The 12,869-nt window shown below is 45.8% G+C and carries 15 protein-coding genes and 1 other annotated feature; of the genes, 10 read left to right on the top strand and 5 right to left on the bottom strand.

Translation table 11 applies throughout. The annotated features are described in order from the left end of the window. Positions 1 to 23 precede the first annotated feature (23 nt). From FGQ85_RS12365 to FGQ85_RS12345, 5 genes are all read right to left on the bottom strand, one after another. Positions 24 to 542 (bottom strand): AAA family ATPase, encoded by a 519-nt coding sequence (locus FGQ85_RS12365; RefSeq protein ID WP_138373591.1) that lies wholly within the window; start codon positions 540 to 542, stop codon positions 24 to 26. Positions 543 to 599: 57 nt separating this feature from the next. After that, positions 600 to 953 carry an inorganic pyrophosphatase gene (locus tag FGQ85_RS12360; RefSeq protein WP_138373590.1) on the bottom strand — a complete coding sequence of 118 codons (354 nt, stop codon included), beginning with the start codon at positions 951 to 953 and terminating at the stop codon, positions 600 to 602. Positions 954 to 969: 16 nt separating this feature from the next. Beyond that, positions 970 to 2,040 (bottom strand): hypothetical protein, encoded by a 1,071-nt coding sequence (locus tag FGQ85_RS12355; protein WP_138373589.1) that lies wholly within the window; start codon positions 2,038 to 2,040, stop codon positions 970 to 972. Positions 2,041 to 2,317: 277 nt separating this feature from the next. Beyond that, positions 2,318 to 2,644, bottom strand: a complete 327-nt coding sequence (locus FGQ85_RS12350; protein ID WP_347563096.1) for an HI0074 family nucleotidyltransferase substrate-binding subunit — start codon at positions 2,642 to 2,644, stop codon at positions 2,318 to 2,320. A gap of 56 nt (positions 2,645 to 2,700) precedes the next feature. Then, positions 2,701 to 3,036 carry a nucleotidyltransferase domain-containing protein gene (locus FGQ85_RS12345; protein ID WP_242960186.1) on the bottom strand — a complete coding sequence of 112 codons (336 nt, stop codon included), beginning with the start codon at positions 3,034 to 3,036 and terminating at the stop codon, positions 2,701 to 2,703. Positions 3,037 to 3,316: 280 nt separating this feature from the next. After that, positions 3,317 to 3,521 (top strand) — a binding site (T-box leader). Positions 3,522 to 3,632: 111 nt separating this feature from the next. Between FGQ85_RS12345 and proS the strand changes: the two genes are divergently transcribed. The 10 genes from proS to FGQ85_RS12295 all read left to right on the top strand — a co-directional run bounded on the left by proS (position 3,633) and on the right by FGQ85_RS12295 (position 12,812). Continuing rightward, positions 3,633 to 5,078 carry a proline--tRNA ligase gene (gene proS / locus FGQ85_RS12340; RefSeq protein WP_087168836.1) on the top strand — a complete coding sequence of 482 codons (1,446 nt, stop codon included), beginning with the start codon at positions 3,633 to 3,635 and terminating at the stop codon, positions 5,076 to 5,078. Between the two features lies 1 nt (position 5,079). Further along, positions 5,080 to 6,423 (top strand): CCA tRNA nucleotidyltransferase, encoded by a 1,344-nt coding sequence (locus FGQ85_RS12335; protein ID WP_087254167.1) that lies wholly within the window; start codon positions 5,080 to 5,082, stop codon positions 6,421 to 6,423. 178 nt (positions 6,424 to 6,601) lie between these two features. Continuing rightward, positions 6,602 to 7,603 carry a CotS family spore coat protein gene (locus FGQ85_RS12330; protein WP_138373588.1) on the top strand — a complete coding sequence of 334 codons (1,002 nt, stop codon included), beginning with the start codon at positions 6,602 to 6,604 and terminating at the stop codon, positions 7,601 to 7,603. A 37-nt stretch (positions 7,604 to 7,640) separates the two neighbouring features. Beyond that, the gene (locus FGQ85_RS12325; protein ID WP_087168833.1) at positions 7,641 to 9,374 is read left to right on the top strand and encodes a phospho-sugar mutase; all 1,734 of its coding nucleotides are present in this window, start codon (positions 7,641 to 7,643) and stop codon (positions 9,372 to 9,374) included. A 187-nt stretch (positions 9,375 to 9,561) separates the two neighbouring features. Beyond that, positions 9,562 to 9,837: an HU family DNA-binding protein gene (locus FGQ85_RS12320; RefSeq protein WP_087168832.1), complete on the top strand. Its 276-nt coding sequence runs from the start codon at positions 9,562 to 9,564 to the stop codon at positions 9,835 to 9,837. 59 nt (positions 9,838 to 9,896) lie between these two features. Further along, complete coding sequence (locus tag FGQ85_RS12315; RefSeq protein WP_118636889.1) at positions 9,897 to 10,151, top strand: RNA-binding S4 domain-containing protein; 255 nt, start codon at positions 9,897 to 9,899, stop codon at positions 10,149 to 10,151. Between the two features lie 99 nt (positions 10,152 to 10,250). Next, positions 10,251 to 10,565, top strand: a complete 315-nt coding sequence (yabP, locus tag FGQ85_RS12310) for a sporulation protein YabP (RefSeq protein ID WP_330677455.1) — start codon at positions 10,251 to 10,253, stop codon at positions 10,563 to 10,565. 10 nt (positions 10,566 to 10,575) lie between these two features. Next, the gene (gene yabQ, locus FGQ85_RS12305; RefSeq protein WP_087168830.1) at positions 10,576 to 10,911 is read left to right on the top strand and encodes a spore cortex biosynthesis protein YabQ; all 336 of its coding nucleotides are present in this window, start codon (positions 10,576 to 10,578) and stop codon (positions 10,909 to 10,911) included. A 65-nt stretch (positions 10,912 to 10,976) separates the two neighbouring features. Continuing rightward, entirely contained in the window at positions 10,977 to 11,303 is a 327-nt protein-coding gene (locus FGQ85_RS12300; protein WP_087168829.1) for a septum formation initiator family protein, read from the top strand. A 114-nt stretch (positions 11,304 to 11,417) separates the two neighbouring features. Next, positions 11,418 to 12,812 carry a SpoIIE family protein phosphatase gene (locus FGQ85_RS12295; RefSeq protein WP_087168828.1) on the top strand — a complete coding sequence of 465 codons (1,395 nt, stop codon included), beginning with the start codon at positions 11,418 to 11,420 and terminating at the stop codon, positions 12,810 to 12,812. Positions 12,813 to 12,869 lie beyond the last annotated feature (57 nt).

The raw sequence follows: 12,869 nt of genomic DNA, 5'->3' as shown, positions 1-12,869 counted from the left end.
GAGCTTCCGATGAGGGGCATTGTTTATGATGTTTTTTCTTTTCCTGTATGGAAACTGTGTTGTACAATCCGCTCAGCGGTTTCGCTGATTGACAGATAGCTGGTATCCATGCAGTTTTCCAGTTTCGAAAAATGCGGTAATGATTTCAGACTGATTTCGAGCCACTGATCTGTCCGCCATTCACAGGTCTTATCCACTCTCCAGCGCTGAATGAGCTGTTCTTCACCGCACAGCAATGTGACGCTGACCAGTTCCAGTTGCAGGGCGCAAATACCGTCAATGATACGCCGATATACCCATTCATCATCTATCAGCCATACGAGTACAATCATCCGGCATACAGAACAGTTTTTATAATTTCCGATCATATGTAGAATATTGTCGACGGCCATTACTTTTGTCTCCTGATTGCCGACAAATGGATGCAGATCCAGACACCAGTCACCGTCGATAAAGGCGGTGCCGGGATGATGGTCTGCAATGTATTTTCCGACTGTGGTTTTCCCAACACCCATCGGGCCATTAATGATGATTACATTCATAATTTCTTTCCCTCATAATAAAAATTGTAAAGATGCGGAACTTTCTGCCAGACAGCATCAGACCGGACGGCGGATCAAAAGCCCTTTCATATTAGACGTCCGGTTATGCATCTTATATATCGTTTCTTTCTCTTCTTCAGTACATCCAATCAAGACTTTTATTTCAGAATCTTTTTTTACGATATCCACGGTACAGATGACAGCGTCAACTTTTTTTTCGCCGGTTCCAACCCAGACATCAATTCCGCCGCCGTCCATGGATGCAGTGCCTTTTAGATATCCATAGTCTGCTTCGTAAATCTGTTCCGGATACCGGGGATGCGCGCTTCCCTTAGGACGATCAATGACAATGTCGCTGCTATGAACCAGTTCATCTAAAAGATTCCAGAATTCAGGATCAAAGGTATTCATAAAGAGACCTCCTTTTTTACCATTCGGATAACTGGGGACAAACATCCAATATATCTTGTCCGGATAACGGAAGGTTGGTTTTGCCTTTCAGTCTTTCGATAATGTCAGGCATGGGAGAAGCGACGATTTTTCTTCGGGTTTTTATTTCTTTCCCACATTTCGGGCAGACGTGCTGCGTAGCAGGAAGACAACTTTGCCTGCCTGTTTCAAACAGATCAGTACCGCAATCAGGGCATTTGACAGAAGCAATTCGATCTTTTAAGTATGGAAGCGTCTTTAGCGCCATATAGAGCTGGACCATGTTTGCATCCAGACAAATCCCGTCAATTTCTACTTCGCTGTAGGTGGCATCAATAACCGGGCGGGAATTATCCTGAGTATATGCATGGACATGGATTCCCTCAGTTTCTGTTTCTGGGCCAGTACAGAAGAAAGCCGGATTGAAACCCCAGATTGAGATGCCCAAAGGGAAATCCTGCTGTTTTATGCTTAATTTGCGAGTAGCCTTTACGAAATTTGCAGGAAAATGAAATTCGCTAAATAAACCATTGGCTTTTATAATAGGATTTCCAATTTCTGCAGTTTTTTCATAAAAATTTCGTCCGCAGCCTGAACAAAGATGTTTTTTGTGGGGATTTGCGGCAAACCAGTCTTTATCAAGATGCGGAAATCCGCAGTGTGGACATTCCAGGTAAGCAGTTTTCTGATTTAAGATATTGGAGGCCAGGTATGAAACCGCAGCAGTATAATCAAAAGAAACTTGCTGGTCTCCATTTGTTATCTGGAGAAGATGGCAGAATTTGTCAGCCCCGTTACCCGTTTGAACACGAATTCCAAAGGCGGAATCCATCTTTGCAGTATCATATACGGCCGGAACATATGCCCATAAAGCGATGTTGCCGGATTCATCCTGGAGATTTACGGTCAAAGAATCCTGCGACGCGTCTGTAGCAGGATTGCTCTGGGCTAAACAAGTATGAAATTTTTTACCTTTTCCGTTACCGGCCGGAGCATGATGTGTCATACACCAGTAGCGGTCAGTACCGTTTCGGTTTTTCCCTGCATAAACAATGTTACATTTTTTCATTGCGGCTCCTTTTAATGTAGAACGCTCAAAATTTCTCCTTAAATATTCATATAGTGTATGATTAGCTTTTCGAAACTTTATCCAGCACCGTATATATGATGAGGTTTAAAATCAAGTAAAAGATAGATAAGACAGCAAGAATTTTGATGTCAATAGAGTGAGTCAGTATCAAAGTCATAGCAGCATACGAAATCAAAAATACGATAAAGCTGATGAGTGTCTGCTTTATTGGTTTCATTTGATCACTCCTTACGAAAATTTATCATAGATTACGAAACTACAGCCAGTTAGCGTCTATTTCATTTTTTAAGTTGCAAAACATTGCATAGAAAGATTCCTTTGCCTGAGACACAATTTCCAGAGCAATGTCTTCATTGTATGAATGTGCAACATTATTGTGTTCCTGTAAGGCGCGTAGCCATAATTCTTCGTCCTTGATCATACCAGCCTGATAAGCAGTTTTTAGAATAATTTTAGGTGATCCTGTTGCACTGGCTTCATAACCATGCATAGAAAGGATTTCTTTAATCATTTTCCATGACTGCTCGAAACAGATTTCATATAACCCGACCAAGCCAGTAAGAATAACCGTATCATCATTCATAAGGTTCAGTATATTTATATATCTGCTTCATGTTTGATAAAGCGGAACAAAAATTATCATATTTTTTCATAGAGTGTTTTCCCCTCCTTTTTTATAGACTCGCGTAATTCGGGCTGCATTGCCCGTTCCAGATCAACAATATCATATTTTAACAGCGTAGAAGTTTCTTCATCCAGATCCAAAGAAAAACGGGCTATATTTCCGCCGCTTACCGCAAGATCAATGTCACTGGTTGGGGAAAAATCTCCTCTTGCACGGGAGCCAAACAGAATAACTTGCCGAATGTTGTACTTCTGGGCCAATGCGGAGATTTCATTGAGGACTCTTTGATTGATTCCGGTGCTGGAGGGTGTGATTTTCATAGAAGTGTGTAGTTTTGTAATTTCACTCATTATACTGCACTCCTTTTTTTCCTAATCATAGCATAGAAGAAAAGAAAAAGAAATTGTAAAAACCATGACATTCCATGTACAAAAACGTTATGAGTTCCACCCGTACTCAACAGAAGGAAGATGCATCTTACATGCAAGCATGACTCTGCATCTTTCTTCTGCTGAGTACGGTGTGAACAGTAACACAAAAACGGGCAAAATAGTGGCAATCAATGCGTTTTACTTGACACTCTTGATTTTTTCGGGTAAAATTTGAATAATTTCATGGCGAAAGCCGAATAAATGAACGATGAAGGGGAATAGTAAGCCTAAGAGAAGTTTCAGAGAAGAGGCGGGTGGTGCGAGCCTTTGACGGATCACGGCTGAACCGGACCTGGAGTTCCTGTATGAAAAGTACAGCGTTTTATCAGCGTTAATGATCAATGAAGTGAGCCGCAGATTTTGTGGTTAATGAGGGTGGTACCGCCGGACATCCGGTCCCTGTTTGGGACGGATGCCCGGTGTTTTTGTTTATTTAACAGAAAACTTCGTTCTAAAAACAGGGGGCAGAAGTCCTTGGAAGCTGTGAAAAATATTGATTGAGAGGAGAATGCGACATGGCAAAGGACAACAAAAAATTTGTAAAGTCTATCACATCCAGAGATGAAGATTTCGCTCAGTGGTACACGGATGTGGTGAGAGAGGCAGAGCTTTGCGACTATTCCAGCGTGAAAGGATGCCTGAACTATCTGCCGAATGGATATGCAATCTGGGAAAATATCAAGGCAGATCTGGACAAGAGATTTAAAGATACAGGAGTAGAGAACGTATACCTTCCGATGCTGATTCCGGAGAATCTGCTTCAGAAAGAAGCGGATCACGTAGAAGGATTCGCTCCGGAAGCTGCATGGGTGACACATGGCGGAACAGAGAGATTACAGGAAAGATATGCGATCCGTCCGACATCAGAGACACTGTTCTGTGATCTGTGGAGCCGTATCGTGCAGTCTTACCGTGACCTTCCGAAAGTATGGAACCAGTGGAATTCCGTACTGAGATGGGAAAAGACGACACGTCCGTTCCTTCGTTCCAGAGAGTTCCTGTGGCAGGAAGGACATACCATCCACGCAACTTACGAGGAAGCAGAAGAGAGAACACTTATGATGTGGAAGGTCTACAAAGACTTCATCAGCGAGTCTCTTGCGATTCCATATGTAGCTGGAAGAAAGACAGAAAGTGAGAAGTTTGCAGGTGCAGAAGACACATACACAGTAGAAGCGCTGATGCATGATGGAAAGGCACTTCAGTCCGCGACAAGCCACTTCTTCGGAAATGGATTCCCGGATGCATACGACATCAAATATCTGGATAAGAACAATGAGCTCCACAGTGTTTATGAAACATCCTGGGGACTTTCTACAAGAATTATTGGTGCGATCATTATGGTACATGGCGATGACAGCGGCCTGGTGCTTCCGCCAAGAATCGCTCCGAAACAGGTACGCGTGATCCCGGTGGCACAGCACAAGGAAGGTGTTCTTGACCGTGCAGAAGAGCTGCTGGCAGCGATCCGCGCAGAAGGATTACGTGCAGACATCGACGAGTCCGAAAAGAGTCCGGGATGGAAATTCAGCGAGCAGGAGATGCTTGGAATTCCGGTACGTGTGGAACTTGGACCGAAAGATATCGAAAACGGCCAGGCAGTCCTTGTAAGACGTGACACAAGAGAGAAGACTGTTGTAGCAATCGACGAGGTACCGGCAGCACTGGCTGAACTTCTCGAGACAATTCAGCAGGATATGTATACAAGAGCAAAAGCATTCCTGGACGGCCACATCGACGAGGCAGAGACCATGGATGAAATGGTTGCAAAATTCAAGGACAACAGAGGATTCATCAAAGCGATGTGGTGTGGAGATGAAAGCTGTGAAGAAGCGATCAAGGCAGAGACAGGCGGAGCCGGATCCAGATGTCTGATCGAAGATGAAGAGCCGATTTCCGACAGATGTATTTACTGCGGAAAACCGGCAAAACACAAAGTTTTCTGGGGTAAAGCATACTAAAATGGAACAGGTCAGGATCAGACTGCCGGAAAAAGTGCAGTGGATCATCCGAAAGCTCAAAGAACAGGGCTTTGACGCATACGCAGTGGGCGGATGTGTCAGAGACTCGATACTGGGAAGGGAGCCGGAGGACTGGGATATCACAACGTCCGCAAAGCCGGAAGAGATCAAGCAGATCTTCCGGCGGACGGTGGATACCGGAATCGAGCACGGCACAGTGACTGTTCTGGCAGAAAAAGAAGGATTTGAAGTAACGACATACCGGATTGATGGCGAGTACGAAGACGGAAGGCACCCAAAAGAAGTCTGGTTTACAGGAAAGCTTGCAGAAGACCTCAAGAGACGGGATTTTACGATCAATGCCATGGCATACAACGATGAAGACGGCCTTTGTGACCTGTTCGGAGGACAGGAGGATCTGCAAAAAGGGATCATCCGGTGCGTGGGAGATGCCCGTGAGCGGTTTACGGAGGATGCACTCCGGATTCTGCGGGCTGTCCGATTTTCAGCACAGCTTGGATTTTCCATGGAAGAGAAGACAAAGGAGGCAGCGGGCGCGCTTGCCGGAACCCTTGTCAAAATCAGCGCGGAGCGGATTCAGAGCGAGCTTGTAAAGCTTCTCGTGTCACCGCACCCGGAAGAGATGCTGACGGCGTGGGAACTTGGCATCACCAAAGTGATTCTTCCGGAATTTGACCGGATGATGGAGACAACACAGGAGACGCCGCACCATATGTATAACGTAGGCGTGCATACAGTGGAGGCATTAAAGCATATCCGCGCAGACCGGATTCTCCGCCTTTCCATGCTGTTCCATGACATGGGCAAGCCGGAATACAAGACGATGGATCCGGACGGAACTGCCCATTTCAAGAAACATGCCATCGGAAGCGAACGGATTTCAAAAGAGATCATGAGACGGCTGAAATTTGACAATGATACGATCCGGAAGGTGTCAAAACTTGTCTACTACCATGACTACCGGATGCCGCCGAACCGGAGACTGGTCCGCAGGGCGGTGAACAAGATCGGAAAAGATCTGTTCCCTTACTATCTGGAAATCCGGATGGCAGATACTCTGGCACAGAGCCTGTATCACAGAGAAGACAAGATTTCAGATATCGAAGGCGTTGCAAAGTGCTTCCAGGAGATTGTGGATGAGGGCGAATGTGTATCGCTGAAAGAACTCGCCGTGACAGGGAAAGATCTGATCGATGCCGGAATCAGTCCGGGACCGCAGATGGGAGAGATTTTGAATGCTCTTCTTGAAGAGGTGCTGGAAGATCCGGAGAAAAATCAAAAAGACTACCTGATTACCCGGGCGGCCAATATGAATCATTTATAGTACAAAGATACAAAACAAAAAGACAGCCGTGATAGCTGGCGTACACCAGCATTATCACGGCTGTCTCTTTGTATAGCTTCTGTCTGCCATACTGATGGAGAATGATTGAACCGGTTCTATTTAATCCCCCGCATTCATAAGCTAGAAAGACGATTGAATCAGAAGGCAGGGGGCAGTTATGGGTGATTATGATTTAGAGGTACTGGAACAATATCCGATACAAGTGGACAATGTCCGAAAAGTGAGGGGTGCCATCCTGTGTGAGACGGATCGGGGTCTGATGCTTTTGAAACAGGCGGCATTATCAAAGCCGCGCATTTTAGTTATGAATGAAATCCATAAAGCGATGAAAAATCAGGAACATCTGAAGTGCGATGAGCTGATTCCGAATAAAGAAGGAGAGTTTCTGACAGTCTCTGAGGACGGGGTATCTTATTATCTGAAAGCGTGGTATCAGGGACGGGAGTGCGACGTCCGGAAACACTCGGAAATTCTGGAGTCGGCAAAGCTGCTGGCCAAAGTTCACAGGCTGATGGAATTTCCCCGGTGCAGGGAAGGATTCCGGGAACCGGATCTTGTGGATGAGTACCGCAGACATAACAGAGAACTGAAGAAAGTATGGAATTTTATCCGGAAAAAGACAATCAAAGGGGAGTTTGAAAGCAGATTCCTGGAATATTTTGAGGCTATGTACTGCGTGGCGACCAGGGTGGAGCAGCGTCTTGAGGATTCGGCCTACCGGCAGCTGATGGAACAGAGCAGAGAAAAAGGAAGTTTTGTCCATGGAGAATACAATTATCACAATATTCTGATTGCTCCGGACGGCATGACGGTGGTGAATTTTGAGCATGTGGGCAGAGACATTCAGCCGTCGGATCTTTATTATTTTCTCCGGAAAGTTATGGAAAAGCATCAGTGGAATGAAAAACTCGGTGCGGAGATTCTGCGGGCATACTGTGCGGTCAATCCCCTCAGAGAAGAAGAAAAAGAATACATTGCGCTCCGGCTTTCCTATCCGGAGAAATTCTGGAAATGCGCCAACACGTACTATAATTCCAACAAAGCATGGATTTCTTCCAAAAGTGTCGAAAAACTGCGGCTTTCCATTGAGCAGAACGAGGTAAAGAAGGCGTTTTTAGAACAGATATTTTCTTTCCATTTAGATAAGAGTGGTGTATAATAGACAGCATAGAAGACCAATCAGGAGGTACAAAGATATGGGATATCGTGAAAAATACGATGAATGGTTGACAAGTACATACTTTGACGCTGAGACAAAAGCAGAGTTAAAAGAGATCGAATCCAATGAAAAAGAAATCGAAGACCGTTTTTATAAGGATCTGGAGTTCGGTACAGCAGGACTCCGAGGAGTCATCGGCGCAGGAACGAACCGTATGAATATCTATACGGTGCGTAAGGCAACCCAGGGACTGGCAAACTACATCGCCGGAAAAGGTGCGCAGGCACAGGGCGTTGCGATTGCATACGATTCCAGACGGATGTCCCCGGAATTTGCGGATGAAGCAGCGCTCTGCCTTGCGGCAAACGGAATCAAGGCTTATGTATTTGAAAGTCTCAGACCGACTCCGGAACTTTCATTCGCGGTGAGAAAGTTAGGATGCATTGCCGGAATCAATATCACAGCAAGCCATAACCCGCCGGAATACAACGGATATAAAGTATACTGGGAGGACGGCGCGCAGATTACACCTCCTCACGACAAAGGTATCATGGACGAGGTAAAGGCAGTGACAGATTTTGCCACTGTTAAGACGATGGACAAAGAGGCTGCCAAAGAAGCAGGCCTTTACGAAGTCATCGGAGCGGCGATTGACGATGCTTATATCGCAGAGCTGAAAAAACAGGTACTGCATCAGGATGCCATTGATCAGGTCGGCAAAGAGCTCAAGATCGTATATTCCCCTCTTCACGGTACAGGAAATATCCCTGCAAGAAGAGTATTAAAAGAGCTCGGATTTGAAAATGTATATGTAGTAAAAGAGCAGGAGCTGCCGGACGGCGAATTCCCGACGGTATCCTACCCGAATCCGGAATCAGAAGAGGCATTTGAACTTGGACTGAAACTGGCAAAGGAAGTGGACGCAGATCTTGTTCTTGCGACAGATCCGGATGCTGACCGTCTTGGTGTTTATGTAAAAGATACGAAGTCCGGCGAGTATAAGGTGCTGACAGGAAATATGTCCGGATGCCTTCTTGCTGAATATGAGATCAGTCAGAGACAGGCGTTAAAAGGACTGCCGGAGGACGGCTGTCTGATCAAGACGATCGTTACGACCAATATGGCAGACGCCATTGCAAAGTCATACGGCCTCAGACTGATCGAAGTTCTGACAGGATTCAAGTACATCGGACAGCAGATTCTCGGATTTGAAACGACAGGAAAGGGCGAGTATGTATTCGGCTTTGAAGAAAGCTACGGATGTCTGATCGGAACCCATGCAAGAGATAAAGACGCGATTGTAGCAACCATGGCACTGTGCGAGGCAGCGGCTTACTATAAGACACAGGGCAAGACACTGTGGGATGCCATGATCGATATGTATAACAAATACGGCTACTACAAGGACAGCATCCAGTCCATCACAATGAAAGGAATCGAAGGACTGGAAAAGATCCAGGCGATTCTTGAGACGCTGAGGAATAATCCTCCGGTCAAAGTGGGAGAATACCAGGTATTAAAAGCCCGTGATTACAACGCAGATACGATCAAAGATCTGGCAACAGGCGAAGTGACAGCAACAGGACTTCCGAAGTCCAATGTTCTCTACTACGATCTGACAGACGACGCATGGCTTTGCGTAAGACCATCCGGAACAGAGCCGAAAGTGAAGTTCTACTATGGCATCAAGGGCACTTCTCTTGAGGACGCAGATGCCAAGTCAGAGGCTCTTGGGAAAGCTGTTCTGGAAATGATCGACAATATGCTTTAAAATATCAGAAAACTTTGTGAAACCTGCGGAAAACAGGGGCGCAGCACTATAATTCACTTGACAAATATACAAGAAACCGTTATAACTTTTAATGAAGATAGCCCACGAAAATCAAGGGTTTGGAAAGTTAGATCATAAGAGATCAGAAAGATACTTTTATAACGGGAAAATAGGAGGATAAGTATTTATGAACAAAACAGAATTAATCGCAGCAGTGGCAGAAAAGGCAGAAATTTCCAAAAAAGATTCTGAAAAAGCATTAAAAGCATTCATCGACGTTGTAACAGACGAGTTAAAAGCTGGCGGAAAGATCCAGTTAGTAGGATTTGGTACTTTTGAAGTAAGCGAAAGAGCAGCAAGAGAAGGAAGAAATCCTCAGACAGGAAAGACTATGAAGATCGAAGCTTGCAAAGCTCCTAAATTCAAAGCTGGAAAAGCATTAAAAGACGCAATCAACGCATAAGATATTTATGAACGGAAATAGAGGGCTGTCAGGCCCTCTATTTTGTTACTATATTAAAGATACAGGAGGCAGTTATGAGACTGGACAAATTTTTAAAAGTTTCACGTCTGATCAAACGGCGCACCGTTGCAAATGAAGCGTGCGACGCGGGCAGAGTTACGGTAAACGGCAAGCCGGCGAAGGCATCTACAAAGGTAAAAAAAGGTGACGTGATCGAGATTCAGTTCGGCACGAAAGCAGTAAAGGCGGAAGTACTGGATATTCAGGATACGACGAAGAAGGAAGAGGCAAAAGAGCTTTTCCGTTATATTTAATTCAGAAAAGGAATAAAGGCGGGCGCGGATTCATAGTATATCTCAGAAGCACGTTGGAAGAAGCAGACAGGCTGACAACGAAAGAGAGGTTGAGAGAAGATGATGATGAGCAGCAGTATGATGAGCGTTACAGAAGAGGCACAGGTCCGGAAAGCACACAAACTGGTTGTCAATAACAGAAAGACAAGTCTTGTGACCGGAGTGCTGGATGTCCTGTCCTTTGATCTGAATGAGATTCTCCTGGAGACAGAACAGGGGATGATGATGGTGAAAGGGAGCGACCTCCATGTCAACCGGCTCAGTCTGGAAAAGGGAGAAGTCGACCTTTCCGGAAATATTGACAGCATTACATATTCAGATATGAAACAGACGACCAAACAGGGCGGAAAACTTCTTGCGCGCCTGTTCCATTAGGAGGCGGGCGATGAGCGGGCTGGGAGTCGAGGCGGATGCATTTTTAAGAGCATTTTTTTCAGGGATGTTCCTCTGTGGGGTATATGAGGTGCTGCGTCTTTTCCGGAGGATTATCCGGCATCATTCTATTGTCGTTTCCGCCGAAGATTTTCTGTACTGGCTGTTTTGCGGATTCTATCTGTTTGGCGAAATCTTTCAGACAAGTTCCGGAGAAATCCGGTGGTACTTTATCGCGGGAACTGTGGCAGGAGCAGTCGCCTTTTTTGCGGTTTTGTCAAAAACCGGCAAGTTCTGCGGAAAGATTTTTGAAAAAAAAACTGGAAAACACGGAAAAAGAGTTGATTAATCGTGGGAAAAAGGATACTATTATATGTATAACCTGGAACAGCCTGAATCTACGGTGAGGTAAAGATGAAGATTTTTAAGAAAAAAACACGCACGTCTCAGAAGGGACCGCGGTTTTCCAGATATAAAGGAAGCGTTGTATTTATATCCTGTATTCTGCTTGTGCTTACGGCGGTGACGACCGTGCACAGCATTTCGCTCGGAGCTGAACTGCAAGACAAAAATGCGCAGATCACAGAGCTGGAAAAAGAGAAGAAGGCAGAGAAGCAGCGCACAGAAGAGATCGAAGAGTACAAAGAATATGTAGGGACGGATGAGTACGTCGAAGATACGGCCAGAGACAAGCTCGGCATGGTAAAGGAGAATGAAATTCTCTTTAAAGCTGAGGAATAATGATATGACATTGCACACAGAAGATAGCTTTGGGAAAGACTGATTTCCCGAAGCTGTTTTTTATTCTATTCAGGCAAAGTCTTTTCACGATACAGATATAAGAAGGGGCAGAAGATGGAAAAGAAGAGTTGTATGATGAATCCTTATGTGGAGCAGATGGAGAAATTCGGGAGATCGCTGGAGCATCTGGCGGATACGTTTTTCAGAATGGAAGAAAGGAAAGGGCAGTTTACCTCCGGCGAGGTGGAAGAAATGTTTTCCAGGGTATCTGAGAACGTGTGCAGAAACTGTGAAAACCGGTCCTGGTGTCTGGGAGAAAACAGGGTGCGGACGCATCAGATGGTATATGAAATTTTAAAAACTGCGGATGAATACGGAGCGGAACTGAATATGGATCTGAAAAAGAGGCTTCAAAGATACTGTATCCTGGCGCCGCGGTTTCTACGTGAGACGATGGAAACATTTCAGGATGCCAAGCAGGCGATGTTCTGGACCAATCGTATTGTACAGAGCAGAGAAGGATGCGCGGTGGAACTGGACGCCTTTGCGCGACTGATCCGGCATGCGACAAGGGAGCTGGACGCGAGCATTTTTTCGGATGAGCGTCTGGAAAAGCGGATCAGGACAAAGCTGAAAAACGAGAATATGCGGATACTGAGCATGGTCTTTTTGATGACACCGCAGGGAAGATATGAAATCCATCTGACTGCAAAGGCGGGGAAAGGACAGTGCGTCAGCACGAAAGAACTGGCACGGGTGCTGTCGGCCTGCACCGGACGGATCATGGAGCCGGCAAAAGACGAGAGAAGATCGCTGGGGCAGGAGTATGCGACCATTGTTTTCCTGGAGATGCAGCACTACTATACGCTTCAGGGAGTGGCAAAGATAGGAAAGGGGTGCGCGGATATTTCCGGGGACAGCTTTTCCATGATGGAGCTTCCGGCAGGAAAACAGGGAGCGGTTCTTTCTGACGGCATGGGTTCCGGAGAGGAGGCATACCGGGAGAGCGCCATGGTAGTGGATATGCTGGAGGAACTTCTGGAGGCGGGATTTCCGGCGCGGACAGCTCTGGAGATGATGAATACGGCGCTGGTGATCGGCCGGGAGGAGATCCGTTTTTCCACCATTGACATCAGTATTTTCGATCTGTATGAGGGGACCGTGGATATTTTAAAAGCAGGGGCGTCCACAACTTTTATCCGCCATCAAAATGGAGTGGAGAGGATCTGCTCTACCAATCTTCCCCTCGGGGTGATTCAGGATCTGGAAATCCAGAGCGTACATAAGCATTTGCAGAGCGGGGATTTCGTCATTATGATTACAGACGGCATCATGGATGCGCTTCCGGTAGGGGAGCAGGAATTTCTTCTGGACACTATCATCCGAGGAACAAGCCTGAACAATCCGAAAGAAATGGCGCACCACATCCTGGAACAGGTGCTGGAGTGGACGGGGGAAGAGCCGATGGACGACATGACCGTGCTGGTTGTGGGAATCTGGAGAATATAACTTGCTTTTTACGGAATTATTATATAAGATGAAGAAAAAGAGATACAGGAGAAAACG

It is taken from the genome of Pseudoflavonifractor sp. BSD2780061688st1 E11 (genome assembly GCF_005844125.1).
Taxonomy (GTDB): domain Bacteria; phylum Bacillota; class Clostridia; order Lachnospirales; family Lachnospiraceae; genus Sellimonas; species Sellimonas catena.
This window is presented reverse-complemented; position numbering and strand designations above follow the sequence as displayed.